We start from the raw sequence: 16,328 nt of genomic DNA, 5'->3' as shown, positions 1-16,328 counted from the left end.
TATTTCAACTTCTTTTTTGAGCCTTAGTTAGCACTATCAAATTGGAAATGGCTAGTTTTGTCGTCCTTTCAAAGGAATAGATTCCTTAATGGGATATTAGCTCAGTTGGTTTAGAGCGCTGCCTTGACAGGGCAGAGGTCACTGGTTCGAATCCAGTATATCCCACTTCTTTCTTCTACCTTCAAATAATAATAGTTTCTGATTCTTAGCCTTCCCAACAAAGGCGAAGACCGTCGAATTCAATTCCCATCAGTGACAATGTACCTCGGACCATCAGCCGTAGATAATTGTTTAATTTCTGGTTGCGATGTTTCTGTAGTAGGAGCGCTTAAGGCAACAGCTACATTTATGATCAGTGAGACAATCAGGTCCATGTTTTTATTTCAAAACTACTAAAAGCGACCGAGCTCTAATTCCAATTGAAATCTGATCTGGTTACTGCCTCGAAGCAAGGATTGCATCCAGTTGACCTCCTACAAAATCCAGGCACTTGTCTTTCGATCCGGAGAAAAGTATGTCGTGATGGTCTAAAGTAACCGTATGAGTGGCCAATAGGTGATTAAATCGGATCCTTATTCGTTTGTCACCTAATAGATTTGTGAAGAGTTTCATGATGCAATGCTTTTCGTGAAAAGTTGATGAAACAAAAATCTACGAATAGTCACATGAATCCGTACTACGCATGATGGTAATTGAACGATACCACATTTGTGGTATGTCCAGATCAAATCCTAGATGATCCTAGAAAAACCACCCAAACCTCACCGAGAACAAATCCTCTTCGTCAGTGAAGGTCCAGTTGAAGGAAATGGCCGTGACGTCAAGTGGGGCAATGTAAGCGCCAATTCCACGGCCGACGTGCCAGGTATCAGAATTCTCTCCCTCAATCCATACCCTTCCCACATCCTGAAAGGCCAGGATGCCGAATTGTCCAGGGAAAATGTAGGTCGTGAAGGAGAACAGTTTCAATCTCAGATCCAGGTTGTGATAAAAGGCCGATTGCCCATAAAAGCGATTCCTTCTGAAGCCCCTTAGGTTGGTCCAGCCGCCAAGCTGCGACGCATTAAAAAACTCAAAGTCATTTCCAAATATGTGATCTACCCCTACACGATTCGCTATGACCAATCGAGCAGGATACTTGATCGGCGTGAAAAAGGAGAAACTTCCGGTGACTCTGGTCAGGTCTTCCGATACATTGTTCAGTCCCCACAAATGTTCAAGTTTCGCATCAAGATGGATGCCCTGAGTAGTCATGGCCGCATTGTCTCGTGTATCTAACTTAAGTCCAAAATCCAAGCCATAGTAAAAGTGATTGCGATCTACTTTGTCCGGGTCAACTCCTGTTTCTATCTGATCGATAAATCGGTTATCATCTCGTTCTACCTCTGCTTGCCGGATCAACGTCCCAAACCTGAACAACCCTCGGTCTCGTCCTCCAAAAGGTTGCAACAACCCTACTCTAAAAATGCTTCGATCTGTCTCCAGACGGTAGAAATCAATCGGGTCTTCTTCAGATGAAGCAATGTCTTCCCCGTTGAAATCCCAGGTGGTCTCATTACCATACCCAAAGAAATTGCTCACAAAGAAAGGTTCCTGAATTTCGGCCAATAGCTCCAGGCCAGCCTTTCCAAGGACATTAAAGAACTTTCCATCATACTTGAAATTGAAAGAGTTGATCGCAAAGGCTGCGTTGGCCAACAACAAATGCTGCGACGCATGCGGTGACTTGCGCCAGCCTTCTTTCCACATGAAGAATCCTCCACCCAGGTATAGTCCATTATCCGGATTGTACTGAGCACTTATTAATGGAAAAGTTTTGTCATAAACATAGCCTTTACGATTGTAGGCATTCACCTCCGGATTGTCTGACAACTTAGACTTGGTCTCCTTGCCATAAGTAATCACCGTCTTGTCAATCTTGTCATACACTACGGTCTTTTTACCCCCTTTTTTGACTGTTGACTGATCATTGATCACATCCTTCTTCTTACCTCCAATGATCCGCACCTTCAGACTTTGTCGAACATCCCCTTCAATGTCAAATACATCCTGCCCACCAAGTCCGTATAATCGGATTTCTCGGGTCTCATTGTGCAGGAAGGTTCTTTGATACATCCGATGCTTCAGGTCTCCATCTTTGGTTCGCTTTGTTACGGTTACACGGGTTTCATTGTCATTCAGTCGTTCGACCAGGAAATGCTCATGCTTATTTGTCCCTACGACTTCCACTTCCTTAGACAAATACTCGTAGAGTTCACGTGCGAAGGTTTTAAGCTTCTCCCGACGTACCTTCAGGATTCTGGCGATCTCCGGACCAGTTAGTTCATATGTTTCTTTAGGCAGGTCTTTGATGGCCTCATCAATGATATCATCGGTCACATTGGCCTGGATATCGCTGATTACCACATCCCAATCTTCCCATTCTGGCTCATTGATGAAAGAACGATCAAACCAGCGCATGTTCCAGCTCAGGCCAGGCGCCCAGTTCACTTCTTCGTCAAATCCCTCGGAAGACGGAACTGCCCATTTGCTCGCGGCAAGTTTTGGTAATAAGCCATCCGTCACGAAAAAGGCCTGGTCACGGTCACGCGGAATAGGTCGATACCTGCGTCCCTCCCGGTCTTCATTTTTCTTGCCTACCCAACGCCACTGGTCATCATGACGATCCCAGTCACCAATGAGCATGTCAAACATCCGGCTGCGCAACACAAACCGCTGATCAATCCAATTGTCATTGTCTTCGTAGATTTCCTTATCCAGTAGGTCTAAGGTACCTTTCACATCATCCCCTTCTCCAAAGAAGGGCGCGCTCGCTGCCACATCATTAGGACGCTCTTCGTAGAGGTACATCTGCTCCTCAAAGGCATAACGGAATTTGCCAAAGGCAGGATCGGATGGTACATAGACCAGCTTCGGATTGGCATGATACACACCTGCAGCGTCAGCGAGCTTAGGAACAGCCAATGCACCATAAGGATGGGAAGAAGAAATCTGATCCTGAAGAAAATCCGCAGCAAAACTTCTACGCAAGGTCTTAGGAAGCAATTGTGAAGGATCTTTCTCAATCGACCGCAATACGTATTGTTTTCCATCCTCGGCCTCCATTCGCAACGACAGGGTTTGTCGACCTCCACCACGTTTCAAGATTTCCAAACCACCATATTCCTTATTCACATCGAAAAATGGCACTTCGATGGGCGTCTCCCAGGTTTTTCGGTAATTCTCTCCCAACCAGAAGCTGGCTTTTTTACTGATTCCATATTGCTTACTGGCCGGGATCGTGATTTTCTGTGTGCTGTAATCCGGTCGATTGGCCAACTCCTGCTGATCGGTGATCACATTCTTCGAATACAGCTCTTTTCTATAAATCTCAGATTCTGATTCCCCAGACCAAAAAGTCAGTTCTACGGCTCCTGCATCTTCATAGGCTACTTCCGCAAAACCTTGCTCCTTCTTGTAGAACTGAGTTCCTTTTCCTTTGACCACATGAGAAGTTTTACTTCCTGAACCACTCACCACATAATGCGCATTTTCATTGGTGATATATTGCAAGGAATGCTCGTGACCACTGGCCCAAACGACATTATCCGCTTTTTTAAGAATATCTACAAGGACATTTCTGATGATCTTGTATTTGGGATTAGGAATATCCTGAATGTTCCCAATCACTGCCCGATTTACCCAGTAAATTGTACCTAAGCCCGGCAAAGGAATGTACAGGTTCTTCATGCTCTTGGCTTCCGTCAACGGGAATAGGTTGGCTTTCCAAAATTTGTATTTTCCACCATGTGGGCCATAAGTATACAGTGGGTGATGTGCCGCAACAATGATGTGTTTATTCGCATTCCTGACAATCATGTCTTCGAATAACTCTAATGCCTCGCTGGTCCCCGGTGCTTCACAACCATCAGCTTCACGGGCCTTTTCCTGTGAATGCAAAAAGTATTGTGTATCTAAAATGATCAATGTCACCTTATCCGATAGAATGATCTCTTCAGGCCCCGGGCATCCATTCTTGGGAAGAAATGCTTCCGCCTTACCAGTATAGGCAGTAACAAACCGCTCCATGTTTCGCACATTGTTCAGCCCTTGTCTACGGCCTTGTGCCCAATCATGATTGCCAGGTATAATGAATGATTTGCCTTTGAAATTTTTGATGATCTCCAGCTGAGGAATGAGCTTCTTCTCCATCGCCGCACGTTCCGGATCTTCTTCATCAGGGAGTCCCTTTGGATACAAATTATCCCCCAAAAAGATCAGCACGTCTTCTTCCGAGGCATTGGCTACTTTCTGTTTGAGGAAATTCAGGTTTTTGTCTTCGGGAAACTTGGGTTCGCCCGCGTCCCCCATCAGGAAAACGGAAAAGTCCTGAGCAAAAAGGCTGTTCAAAACAAACATCATTGACCCGATTAATAAGATCTTCTTCCCTGTCATTTAGTCCTCATTTTCATTGGAAACTTCAAAATATAGCCCTTATCCCCTTCTCCCTCACTGCTGATGTACAGATCGCCATTGGGAGCAAAACATATTCCCTCCGGTTGATTGAGTACTCGTGGGGCGATCGGATAAGTAGCACGAATGCTGCCATCCTGATTCAACACGACCAACAGTTTACCTACAGAAGCGAGTATGTAAAAAGTCTTCTCAACAGGATGGAACGCGATACCTGAGGGCTCAAACTTTATTTTTTCATCGTCATATTCACTCGACTTGTTCTTCTCAAAGAATTTTTTGAGGTCTTTCGAACTTATCTCAAAACGAGCTTCCTTTTTCAACTTTTCTTTCTCCACGTCAAAAGCATAAATCGCCTTGCCCTTTGCATTATGCCCTTTGATGTCACCATCTTCCTTACATGCGATGAGTAGTCTATTGGTCACCGGATCATATCCCAATCCCTCGGTATCATTAGCTCGGGAAAGTGGGGTCTCTATTTTTTTACCTACCAACTCTCTTTCTTCTGAAAGTTTGAAATGATACAGGTCACCGCTACTCTTCAAGGCGTAGATCTTATTCCCCACCATCTCTACTCCTTCAAAATCTCCGGGTTTTGCGAAGCGAACGGCCTGGACAATTTTACGCTGGCTGAAGTCGTACAAATAAACTTTACCACCTTCATCCTCAACCGTTGCAACGGTATGCTCCCGCACCCAGGTCAAACCTGATACTTCAGAAAGGACATAGGGCAGAAAATATTTTTGTTCTGGCTGCTTCAGATCATAATAAATCTCACTTTGAGCGTTAACGAGAAACAGACTATCTGCTCGTTGCCCAAACGCAGTATTGCTGCCACAGCTGCTCGATAGTGTGGCCCAGACGATGAGAATTGGTATGGCTAGTATTAGTCGAGACATTTGATGTAGGCGTAAATTTAGGCAAAGTACCTTTTCTGTATTGCCTGGCGAGCTAATGACCTTATTCAGTTTCAAAAATTCGCAAATATTTCTTCGTTAGTGGCATCCCAGGTAAGGGAAAAGGCAGAGTTAAACGTAATGTGGCTAATATTGTATTAATATGAGTTTCAAAACTCGGTATTGAATGGAAACAACCATCCTGAACAAGGCGAAAGAGAAAGCGACTTACATTCTACGTGAAGAGCTTTCTGAGGACATCACCTACCACACGTTGAACCATACGGAATTTGTGGTGAGTGCGGCACGTAAAATTGGTGCAGGAGAAGGCCTTTCAGAAAATGAATTGGAACTGTTGGAATTAGCTGCATGGTTCCATGATACGGGTTACAGTAAGTCCATTGATAACCATGAAGAAGCCAGCACCAGTATTGCCCGGGAATTTTTGACTAATGAAGCTTTTCCTGAAGGCAAAATCCAGATTGTGGAGCAGTGTATTCTGGCCACTCGCATGCCCCAGTCACCCAAGCAATTGATCGAAGAAGTACTGTGCGATGCGGACCTGAGCCACCTTGGAGGGGATGATTTTTTTGACCGTTCCGAAGCTTTATGCAATGAGATCAACAAGCTGCATGGAGAAAATATGGCTTCAGGAGAATGGTTGCAGAAAAATCGGGACTTCCTGAGTGATCATGCCTATTTCACGGCTTACGCCAAGGAACATTACGGCGAAGTAAAGGCGGCCAATCTGAAAACGGTTAAAAAGCGATTGAAATCGATGAAGAAATCCAATGAAGAAGAAAAGCTTCAACAAAAAATAGAGGAGTTAAAGGTCAAGGTAAAGCAGGCCAAAGAATTGACGCCTACTCGTGGGATCGAGACCATGTTTCGCCTGACTTCTAAAAACCACCTCGAACTAAGTTCGATCGCAGACAATAAGGCCAACATAATGATCTCCATCAATACGCTGATCTTGTCGATAATGATCTCCGTATTGTTTCGAAAATTAGAGGAATATCCCCACATGGTGGTCCCTTCTATCATTCTTACCCTGGTTTGCCTGGCCACCATTGTGATCGGTATCATTGCCACCCGACCTAACATCAGCAAAGGTGTTTTTACCAGAGATAATATCCGCAACAAAGAAACGAACCTCCTGTTCTTCGGAAATTTTCACAGCATGAAACTGGAAGACTATGAATGGGCGATGAAGGAAATGCTGAAAGACGCGGATTACCTCTACAGTAGTTTGATCCGTGACATCTACTTTCTTGGAAAAGTCCTGGGTACCAAATACCGCATGCTCCGTCTGGCATATACGGTCTTCATGTTTGGTTTCGTGGCTTCTGTGATTGCCTTTATCATTGCTGAGTTGTTCTTTAAGGCGCCTTATCCCTACTAGTAGTTTCTTGATAATAGATTAGTTTCAATTACTTATTAACAGCTAGACGAAAGAGGTCATTTCTACAAAATGTTGATTCGTTTGTGGTTTTTGGCAGAAATGTGCTGAAGTAAAAAAACTTGAATGACTCTGGTGAGTCAAAACAGAAATTGTAAATAATTGGAGCTTATAGCGAACAAGAAAGGTCACTATCTTTCTTCAAGAGACCGCCATGTTTTTTTTAAAATGATCACTACGTTTTTTAAAAAGGTCTCGACGTTTTTGAAAATGATAGCGACGTTATTCATTCTCAGCGTCTTCTGCGAATGACACTGAGAGAAGGCATAAAAAAAGATGCCCCGGTAGAGGCATCTTTTTATAGTGGTAGTTTCTTATGCTTAGAAGCTGTATCTCACACCAAGTTGGGCAATCCATCTTGAGCTATAAGTACCCGCTTGTACAATATCGTAAGGATCTCCCGGATCATTGAACTGGAATCCTTGCAGTGCACCTGAATCAAATACAGGTGTCAACAATGGGAAGGTATTGCCACCTACGAAGTATCTTCTTCCCCAATCCTTGTTCAGGAAGTTCGTGAAGTTGAAGATATCAAAGGATACTTGCATCGCGTGTCTGGTATCCCCTTGAGTGATGTAGAAATCCTGTGTCAATTTCAAATCGATGATGTGCTCAAATGGCGTTCTCACTCGATTCTGCTCAACGAACTGACCTCTTCTTTCACTCAGGTAATCATCGTTCTCAATGAAGCTGTTAAATGCCGACCACTGCTGATCAGCAGAAGCAATTACATTGTTGTCCCCATCTAGTTGAGGAATGAAAGTAATATCATCTGCATTCACTGGCACATACAACAGATCGTTGTAATCCAGGCTACCAGACAAGTCAGAAATATTGTTCGCATACACGTAAGTATATGGCGCACCATCACGACCCGTATAGAACAAGGAAATGCCTGTAGCGAAATTACCCAGGTATTCTTTTCGATAGTTCAGGAATGCAGTGATTCGAGAACCTGCATCAAATACTGATCTTCCCACAGACGGATTGTTGTTTCCTCGTACACTCAGGATATTCTCCCAGTTGGTGTTGTTGATGAATCCAGTACCATCAAACAAAGCGTCAGCCCTGGTAAAAGAGTAAGCCACACTTGCATCCAGTCCGTTGCTGAAGCTCTTGGAAGCTTGCGCACTGAAGTTGAAGGTGTAACCCTGGCTGGTGTTACTTACGTGCGTAATGTTGGTGTAAGTAGGATCTACCGGAGAACCAAAATCGAAGGCCGGTCGGTTACCAGCACCAGGAACCGTAATTCGGCCCACACTTGGTCGCAAGTTTACCTGACGTACAAAAATGTTGTTCAGAGTCTTGGTGAAAGTAAACTCAGCTGTCGTTTCAATGCCACCTGGCAATTTGTGATCTACTGCAGCACTGGCTCTCAGAATCTGAGGGTACTTGAAGTTATCAGAAAATAAATCCACATCTCCTGCAGGGCTCACAGAACTGCTTAGGTTATTCACCCACTCTTGTGGAGTAGAATATATCGGCTCACCTGAGAATACCAATACATTGAAGGCACTGTTCAAACCATTTCTGATGTACATACCACCTGGCCATACCCAGGGAACACGGCTGGTGAATACTCCTACACCACCTCGTAGCTGTGTGGTTTTGTCTCCTGAAGCATCCCAATTGAACCCAATTCTGGGCGAGAACAATACTTGCGTGTTGGGCGTGTTACTTGCTTGCGCACCTTCCAAATCATACAAGGACTCCAGTACAGGGACTGTGTTGGTGTTGAAATCGACATTTTCCAATGGAGCGTCTTCCAGGAATACCGGGATATCTGCACGCAGACCTAAGGTCAATTTGAAATCAGGGCTTACCTGGATCTCATCCTGCACATAAAATGCCATTTGCAAAGCATTGAATGTAGGTCCGAGGTTTTCTGCCTCATCTCCGAATCGGATGTTAGTTTGTCCATCTGCCAACTGCTCATGACCAAACAAGATCAGATCAGGATTTTCATCCGCCAGGAAGCGGTTCACACCATCGAAGAAGTACTCATATCGAGGCGTAGAGAAGATGGTGAACAGGTTCTGTACTTTAAAGAACTCATTGTGTGTACCAAATGTCCAGGTGTGCTTTCCTTTATAAAGGTTAAAGTTGTTGGTCAACGTGTATACATCCTGGAATACAATATTGGAATAGGAGAAGTTATCCGTTCCAACCACAATATCCGCTGATCCATCAGGAATGATGATCTGTGGAAATGGATCTCCCAGGAGTTCTCTGTCATCTCGAACGATCGTCGCACCGAGGATCAGGTTATTAGAAGCATTTGGCCCAAGGTTACTCTTCAACTCAATGGCTGTAGAATTGGTCGTAGAAGGGAAGTTGTATCCTACATTACCGAAAGTAACCCGGTTACTGTTAGGCGTTGGGTGAATTTCAGTCGTTCCTTTTACGTAACTGTGTCTTGCAGAAAGCTTATGATTCTGGTTGATGTTCCAATCTAGTTTGAACAATACTTTCTCACCATCGGTGGTCTGAGGATTATCACGGAACCCTCCCGGGTCGTAATTGAAGTCATTGATCAGTTTTTGACGAATGTCTTCCAAAACACCATCAATTCCTGCACCTGAATCTCCATTCCACGCACTGCTCACGAAAGGTCTTGGTGACTCATCTCTTTGGATCTCCACGTTTGTGAAGAAGAATAATTTGTTTTTGATCAACGGACCACCTAATCTGAATCCATACGTCTGAGCCGTAAAAGGATCCAACTTGGTTCTTTCTACATTATCGTCATCCGTTGGTGTTTTGCCAGCAAGGCTTTCATTTCTGAGGAAGTAATAAGCCGATCCTTCAAATTTGTTAGTACCGCTTCTGGTCACCGCATTGATCCCACCACCTGCGAAACCTCCGAGGGTCACATCATAAGGAGCCAGTACAACCTGGATCTGCTCAAGTGCATCAGGGCTGATCGGTGAAATACCAGCCTGACCGCCATTGGTACCCGAGTTGGCCAAACCAAACACGTCATTGTTTACCGCACCATCGATAAAGATGGCATTGAATCGGTTGTTTACCCCGGCAAATGAAATACCTCCGCTGTTGGTTGCGCCATTGTTTCCTACCGCTGCCTGAGGAGTCAATCTCAAATAATCATTCAAACCACGATCTGCAGTAGGAAGGCTATTGATATCATCGGAAGAAACTTTGGTCTCAGAACCCGTACGATTGCCATCAAACAAACCACCGGTACTGACGACAATACTTTCCAGCTCAATGGTAGATTCTTCGAGTTCAATGTCCAGTGTCTCGGTTTGTCCCAACGACAAATAAATGTCACTGAGTTTCTTGTCCGAAAATCCAACGAAAGAGATGGTGATTTCATAAGGACCTCCAACATTCACGTTATTAAGCGTGAACAGCCCCTCGACATTGGTCGTAGTTCCATACTCAAATCCTGTAGGCGTATGAACCGCCAATACAGTTGCTCCGGGTAAGGTGCCATCGCCACCACCTGTGACGCGACCTGTAATCCTGGAGGAAGTGGAACCCTGACCAAAGGCAGTATTCCCAAGCAACAGAGCAAAGCAAAATGCTCCAAATAATCGTAATGCTTTCTTCATATGTGGTTTAAATTGGGTGGGGAATTCCGGAACTTTATTCCAGCAGTTACCGCAAACACGCCTGTATAGACGATAAAAATGGAGTGCGTTGGGTGGTTGTGGTTAGGCACCGGTCATTCGAGTCAAAGGGCAAATTTAAAAATTCACAAATAAACGAGGTATTATTCCAGATTTATTAACAAAAACATTCGCGAATTGACAAAATATCGATTTACTCTTGAGAATTTTTGAATCTTCCAGAAACCAATACTAAGTGAATTTCAAAATTTACATTTTTTAACACTTCGGATTGCATCCAAATCAGTATCGGTACACCGTTAACTGGCTAATCACAACTTGTAGCTAATCTTTTTAGGATACTTCTATCCAAAAGGTTCATTAACTTTATTAGCAAATCGGCACCGAAACAATGCTCACGTCGCGAACTAAATATTGCTATATCGTACTGCTGTCTGTGCTGGGATATGCATGCGAAAAAAATAGCAGTTGTCCTAATGTCACGCCTGGGGCCATGGTGGACAACAATGGCTGTCCGGTATTTATTTATCTGGACGAGACCAACCATACAACCATCATTGCTGCACCGGAGGCAATTGTAGGCGAATCCTATACCCTCAACGGACAAGAATACCTGGTGGCGGACTCTACCATACTTTATGATCGTATTGCCGCGGGTGAGGATGTTTCACACCTGGTTACCACTCGAGTAACCAATATGAGAGGCCTCTTGCAGTACTTACCCGATTACCCGGAAAGCGAGTTTAATGAGGAAATCAGTCACTGGGATGTGAGCAATGTAACAAACATGAGCTACCTCTTTGATCAGGCCGGTCTATTCAATCAGGACTTGAGTGCATGGGACGTAAGTAGTGTCACTTCGATGCAAGAAATGTTTTCATTCGCCGGAGGGTTTAATCAAGACATTAGTGATTGGGACGTCAGCAGCGTCACCCATATGGAACGCATGTTTAAATCCGCGTTATCTTTTGATCATGACCTCACCGGATGGGAAGTGAATCAGGTGACTCACTGCGCATATTTTGGTGAATCAACTGGCCGATTACGGGGCAAAAAACCCCTCTTTACCAATTGTGCGGACGGAAAATTGGAGGGAGTCTATCCGTATAAAACGACGAATATATGGTGTGCAAACGACCGTGAGATTTCGGGAGATGTCGCATTCCTAATTCATGAAACGGGGCACTACACGTTCTCAGATTGGACTTTTGGTGCTTATACTACCTGTTGGGGTAGACGTGGGAGTTCTACAATCTCTGGCGATGTTTCATTCATCGTCGTGGATGGCGTGCTAACTTTTACAGAATTCGAAGATAATTCAGGCACTATATGGTCATTTAAGAAACATATCATTAAAGGCGATACCTGGCGTTTCGAATGGCACAACAACTACGAAGAATCTGCTTCCGTTGCCATCACTTTTGAAGACGGTGTGCCTTTTAATGAAGTGATTAGTAGGTAGTAGCGAGGAGCTGAACATAATTCATTTGAGTTACAGGAAAAGATTTCACTAGGGATTAAATGCTGCAATTATTAGCCCTTTATCTCCCTTCAGGGCCGAGGCACTGCCATTATGCTAAGGAAAAGGACCGTCATTGCGATGATAAGAAGCAATCACAAATACAGTTTCGAAGTAGAAATACAGAATAGACTGCTTCAATTCTTCGCAGTGACAAATCTTAGCTTAATGCATGGAGGAGCCTGGGGTTAATTGAGAGACTTCAAAAACTTTTCCTGAATAGAATTAAGATAGTTGATAGGGTCTAAAACCCAATTTTTTTACCCCGCCAGCCATGCGCTTCCAGTTGAGCAGCAGAATCCAGTACCTTGTCTTGCAATCCACTCTTATAGGCTTCCAATCGTTCAGCAACAGCCTTGTCATGTGAACCTAAAATAGACGCAGCTAGTATGCCCGCATTCTTTGCTCCATTGAGCGCCACAGTTGCCACTGGAATACCACCTGGCATTTGAAGAATGGATAATACCGAATCCCAGCCATCGATGGAATTGGAAGACTTGACCGGAACTCCGATCACGGGCAAGGTGGTCAGAGAAGCGACCATACCCGGCAAGTGAGCAGCTCCTCCCGCTCCGGCGATGATCACTTCAATGCCGCGAGATCGGGCATTTTTAGCAAATTCATACATTCGATCAGGGGTACGGTGCGCCGATACGACCGTTACTTCGATCTCGACTTCCAGTTCTTCCAAAATTTCTGCAGCAGCTGACATGACGTTCAAATCAGACTGGCTGCCCATGATGATGCTTACTCTCGGATTGCCCATTTATGCGATGACTTTTAATGTTCCTTTTACTTCTTGTGCCTTCTGCTTCAGCGCAGCAACTGATTGATCCCCCAAGGTGACATGTCCCATTTTGCGGAAAGGCTTGGTTTCCTTTTTCCCATACAAATGCACGTGCACATCGCTCATCCGCATGACCTCATCTAATCCCTGATACAAGGCATGTCCGGTATACCCTTCTTCACCAAGCAGATTCACCATGGCCGAAGGCCGGGTAAGTTCCGTGCTACCCAGTGGGAGGTCCATTATCGCTCGAATGTGTTGCTCAAATTGAGAAGTCACATTCCCTTCGATGGTTTGATGCCCACTGTTGTGTGTTCGTGGCGCCACTTCATTCACCAGTACCTCTCCTTCTTTGGTCAGGAACATTTCCACCGCCAATAAACCGATCATTCCCAGTTTATCAATGACATCCTCGGCAAGCTTGCGTGCTTTTTCTTCAATCTCAGGTGTGATCTCCGCCGGAGAAAACAAGAATTCGACGAGGTTTTCCGTAGGGTGGTAAGAGCACTCCACCACAGGAAATGTTCGTACTTCACCCTGTTCATTTTTTGCTACAACGACACTCAGTTCTTTCTCAAAAGGCACTAATCGCTCCAGTAATCCCGGTGCATCAAAAGCCTTGTCAAAATCAGCAGCAGTCCGAATGATCTGAACCCCACGCCCATCGTACCCTCCTTTGCCGAGCTTATTAACCGCAGGAAGAAAATCCTCATGGGTAGTCACTTCCTCAGCATTTTCCGTCAATACAAAATCTGAAGTCGGGATGCGATTCGCTTTGTAGAAGACTTTCTGCTTGCGTTTGTCCTGGATCAATTCGATGACTTCCGGCTGTGGAAAAATCTGCTTCCCCTCACTTTGTAAAGCTTTCAAGGCATCAGTGTTCACTTTTTCGATCTCAATGGTGATCAGGTCACAAGCTTGCCCAAAGGCATAGACTGTATCATAATCAGTGAGTTGTCCCACCTGAAAATCCTGAACCAGATTTTTACAGGGGGCATTGGGGTCAGGATCGAGGACACTGATGTTCAAATTGAAATCGATCGCCGACTGGATCATCATCCGGCCTAGCTGACCGCCACCGAGTACTCCAATTCTACGAGCCGCAATATCATTCATGGGTCGTTCACGTTTTACCGGATACCTTCCGGCAGACTCTCAAAATTTCTGCAAATATGAGCAAGTTCCATTGATCGGTCGTTGACCTAATCCCAGGAATATTCTCGCTTGACCCTGGGGCTGATAGAAGTAAGGATTTCGTAAGGAATGGTATCCGCGCATTTGGCCAATGCGGTAATGTGAGGTCGTTCTCCAAATAAGATCACATCATCTCCCTGCTGAGCAGGAATCCCTGTCACATCAATCATGGTCATATCCATGCAAATATTCCCGATGGTCGGTGCCTCACGGTCTTTGACCAACACTGTTACACCACCTCTCCCAAAACTCCTTCGATAACCATCTGCATAGCCCACAGGAAGTGTGGCAATGGTCATATCACTTTCAGCAATCCCCATTCGACCATAACCAATCGTAGCACCTTGCATGAGGTGTTTAATCTGACTGATCTGTGTTTTGAAAGTGCTGACCGGAAGCACCTCCAATGTTTCGCTTGGATCGATACCATACAGACCAATACCCAGCCTGACCATGTCAAAATGAAATTCCGGCCACCGTGCAATACCCGCAGAGTTGAGGGCATGTTTGATGGGTTCATAGCCCAACCCTTCCACTATTTGTTCGTAAGCTGCATTGAATATTTGTAGTTGCTCTCTGGAAAAGTCATCTTCCGAAGGATCTTCGGCTGCTGCCAAATGAGTGAAGATGCTTTGAACCTTTACTTTATTCTCAAGTAATAATGCTATCAAGGACGCCAACTCCGCTTGCTCAAAACCCAAGCGGTTCATACCGGTCTCAATTTTGAGGTGTATGGGTACTGTAATACCAAGTGACACAAAATAGCGAAGCATCTCCAGCGAATAGATCTCAGGCTCTAACTGGTAGGTTCCAAACATGGGGAGCGACTCCCATTCTGGGTTCATGACCATGATAGGGATCTCCAGTCCGTTTTTTCGAAGATCGACCCCTTCGTTAACATAAGCCACGCCTAAATAATCCACCTGATGATATTGCAGGAAATTAGCCAGCTCGTAGCTTCCTCCTCCATAAGCATGTGCCTTGACCATCACCATAAGTTTAGTCTCTGAAAGCAGGTTTCTATAAGCATTGAGATTGTGCAAGACCTTTTCGAAGTGAATGGTCAAAGAAGTGCCATGATGCTTTTCTTCCAAAATGGACACCACTCTTTCTAAACCGAAATTCCTGGCACCTTTGACCAGCACGATCTCATTTTGAAAGGCCGGAAGCTCGTTGATTAACTCCTTCGTTGATGCAAAAAAAGTCTTATGGATCTTGAAAAACGATTGCGATTCACTGATCCTTGGTCCTACTCCAATCAATCGATTGACTCCATGCTTTTCCAGCAAATCATTTACCTGATGGTACAGCGCCTCATCCGAAAGGCCCGATTGTTGAATGTCTGATAAGATCAGTGTCTTGTTTGCTTTCTGGCGTTGTTGATCAAGGATATTTAAGGCGACATTAAGTCCCGACAAATCGTTGTTGTACGAATCATCCAACAGATAACAATCATTCGCTCCCTTTTTAAGGGCCAGACGCATTTCGATATTCCTCAACCTCGAAATGGCCATCTCTACTTCTGAAAGGCTGACCTCTAGTAATAAACATGCTGCTAAAACATGCAGTAAATTTTCCAGCTGTGGTCCATCTGTAAATGGAATTCGAATCGTATTTACTCGCCCCTTCCAATTGCAGCTCAATAGGTTCCCCGTCAGCTTAAAATGAAGTTCGGCTCCCTGTTTACCCAGGGACCATGAAATGGCACGGTCCGCATATTGCGATTTCAACTTTTCTCGAACAGCCGTATGTTCATATCTGCAAATGATCCATTTACAAGAGCTGAATAGCAATGACTTTTCCTGGATCTTGCTTTGCCGATCAGTGAAACCGCTATCATGCGCAGGTCCTATGTTGGTGAAGATCCCAATATCCGGCTGAATGAGTGCTGCCAAAGTTTCCATCTCTCCAGCCATTGATATTCCTGCTTCCAGTATAGCAAGGTCATGCCGTTCAGCCATCTCCATGATGGAAAGGGGAACTCCTAATTGTGAATTGTAGCTTTTGGGGCTTTTGACCACCTGATAGTGGGTTTCAAGCAACATGGCCAACCATTCTTTCACGATGGTCTTCCCATTGCTCCCGGTGACCCCTATGACCTGGTATTGATATTGCTGTCGGTGATAGGCTGCCAACTGTTGCAATGCCTTCAGGGATTCATCTACCAAAATAATTCCCACTTCCGGGAAATTCAACTCAACAGGTCGCTCAACGATAAAGGACCTGACTCCTGAATCATACAATTCCTGAAGGTATTCATGACCATCATGGTTTGGCCCCGAATGCGCGAAAAACAGCGTACTTTCTGGATGTTGAATGGTTCTGGAATCCGTGGCTACAAATTGAAAAGTACCAGTGCCTGGCTGTAAAACCTTGCCTGATACTACTCTAGAAAGCGCTTCGAACTCCATAGGTCGAAATTAGCCGA

10 protein-coding genes and 1 tRNA gene are annotated in these 16,328 nt (G+C 44.7%); 3 read left to right on the top strand and 8 right to left on the bottom strand.

Going from position 1 to position 16,328, the window contains the following annotated elements:
* Positions 1 to 90: 90 nt before the first annotated feature.
* Positions 91 to 165 (top strand) — tRNA-Val (locus R8G66_33490).
* A gap of 74 nt (positions 166 to 239) precedes the next feature.
* Here the strand turns inward: R8G66_33490 and R8G66_33485 are convergent.
* The 4 genes from R8G66_33485 to R8G66_33470 all read right to left on the bottom strand — a co-directional run bounded on the left by R8G66_33485 (position 240) and on the right by R8G66_33470 (position 5,351).
* Positions 240 to 374, bottom strand: a complete 135-nt coding sequence (locus R8G66_33485) for a hypothetical protein (GenBank protein MDW3197339.1) — start codon at positions 372 to 374, stop codon at positions 240 to 242.
* 61 nt (positions 375 to 435) lie between these two features.
* Positions 436 to 612, bottom strand: a complete 177-nt coding sequence (locus tag R8G66_33480) for a hypothetical protein (protein ID MDW3197338.1) — start codon at positions 610 to 612, stop codon at positions 436 to 438.
* 129 nt (positions 613 to 741) lie between these two features.
* A complete protein-coding gene (locus R8G66_33475; protein ID MDW3197337.1) occupies positions 742 to 4,434 on the bottom strand; it encodes a BamA/TamA family outer membrane protein in 3,693 nt (1,230 codons plus the stop codon).
* On the bottom strand, positions 4,431 to 5,351 hold the full coding sequence (locus tag R8G66_33470; protein ID MDW3197336.1) for an SdiA-regulated domain-containing protein: 921 nt from the start codon (positions 5,349 to 5,351) through the stop codon (positions 4,431 to 4,433). Before R8G66_33470 ends, R8G66_33475 begins: the two co-directional genes overlap by 4 nt.
* Before the next feature lie 184 nt (positions 5,352 to 5,535).
* On the opposite strand from R8G66_33470, the gene R8G66_33465 reads away from it, so the two are divergent.
* The gene (locus tag R8G66_33465) at positions 5,536 to 6,750 is read left to right on the top strand and encodes a DUF5706 domain-containing protein (protein MDW3197335.1); all 1,215 of its coding nucleotides are present in this window, start codon (positions 5,536 to 5,538) and stop codon (positions 6,748 to 6,750) included.
* 377 nt (positions 6,751 to 7,127) lie between these two features.
* Here the strand turns inward: R8G66_33465 and R8G66_33460 are convergent, their stop codons facing one another.
* The gene (locus tag R8G66_33460) at positions 7,128 to 10,382 is read right to left on the bottom strand and encodes a carboxypeptidase regulatory-like domain-containing protein (GenBank protein ID MDW3197334.1); all 3,255 of its coding nucleotides are present in this window, start codon (positions 10,380 to 10,382) and stop codon (positions 7,128 to 7,130) included.
* Positions 10,383 to 10,791: 409 nt separating this feature from the next.
* Between R8G66_33460 and R8G66_33455 the strand changes: the two genes are divergently transcribed.
* Complete coding sequence (locus R8G66_33455) at positions 10,792 to 11,862, top strand: BspA family leucine-rich repeat surface protein (protein ID MDW3197333.1); 1,071 nt, start codon at positions 10,792 to 10,794, stop codon at positions 11,860 to 11,862.
* A 301-nt stretch (positions 11,863 to 12,163) separates the two neighbouring features.
* Here R8G66_33455 and purE read toward each other — a convergent pair whose 3' ends face one another.
* From purE to R8G66_33440, 3 genes are all read right to left on the bottom strand, one after another.
* The gene (gene purE, locus R8G66_33450; GenBank protein ID MDW3197332.1) at positions 12,164 to 12,685 is read right to left on the bottom strand and encodes a 5-(carboxyamino)imidazole ribonucleotide mutase; all 522 of its coding nucleotides are present in this window, start codon (positions 12,683 to 12,685) and stop codon (positions 12,164 to 12,166) included.
* Positions 12,686 to 13,822: a 5-(carboxyamino)imidazole ribonucleotide synthase gene (locus R8G66_33445; protein ID MDW3197331.1), complete on the bottom strand. Its 1,137-nt coding sequence runs from the start codon at positions 13,820 to 13,822 to the stop codon at positions 12,686 to 12,688.
* A gap of 86 nt (positions 13,823 to 13,908) precedes the next feature.
* Complete coding sequence (locus tag R8G66_33440; protein MDW3197330.1) at positions 13,909 to 16,311, bottom strand: bifunctional UDP-N-acetylmuramoyl-tripeptide:D-alanyl-D-alanine ligase/alanine racemase; 2,403 nt, start codon at positions 16,309 to 16,311, stop codon at positions 13,909 to 13,911.
* Positions 16,312 to 16,328: the final 17 nt, after the last annotated feature.

This window comes from Cytophagales bacterium, from assembly GCA_033344775.1.
Lineage (GTDB): Bacteria > Bacteroidota > Bacteroidia > Cytophagales > Cyclobacteriaceae > JAWPMT01.
The sequence above is the reverse complement of the archived record's forward strand: the minus strand, read 5'-3'. Positions and strand labels throughout refer to the sequence as shown.

Coding starts and splice junctions, on each gene's coding strand:
- R8G66_33465 (MDW3197335.1), top strand. CDS start 5,536: ATGGAAACAACCATCCTGAACAAGGCGAAAGAGAAAGCGACTTACATT.
- R8G66_33470 (MDW3197336.1), bottom strand. CDS start 5,351: ATGTCTCGACTAATACTAGCCATACCAATTCTCATCGTCTGGGCCACA.
- purE (MDW3197332.1), bottom strand. CDS start 12,685: ATGGGCAATCCGAGAGTAAGCATCATCATGGGCAGCCAGTCTGATTTG.
- R8G66_33460 (MDW3197334.1), bottom strand. CDS start 10,382: ATGAAGAAAGCATTACGATTATTTGGAGCATTTTGCTTTGCTCTGTTG.
- R8G66_33480 (MDW3197338.1), bottom strand. CDS start 612: ATGAAACTCTTCACAAATCTATTAGGTGACAAACGAATAAGGATCCGA.
- R8G66_33440 (MDW3197330.1), bottom strand. CDS start 16,311: ATGGAGTTCGAAGCGCTTTCTAGAGTAGTATCAGGCAAGGTTTTACAG.
- R8G66_33475 (MDW3197337.1), bottom strand. CDS start 4,434: ATGACAGGGAAGAAGATCTTATTAATCGGGTCAATGATGTTTGTTTTG.
- R8G66_33455 (MDW3197333.1), top strand. CDS start 10,792: ATGCTCACGTCGCGAACTAAATATTGCTATATCGTACTGCTGTCTGTG.
- R8G66_33445 (MDW3197331.1), bottom strand. CDS start 13,822: ATGAATGATATTGCGGCTCGTAGAATTGGAGTACTCGGTGGCGGTCAG.
- R8G66_33485 (MDW3197339.1), bottom strand. CDS start 374: ATGGACCTGATTGTCTCACTGATCATAAATGTAGCTGTTGCCTTAAGC.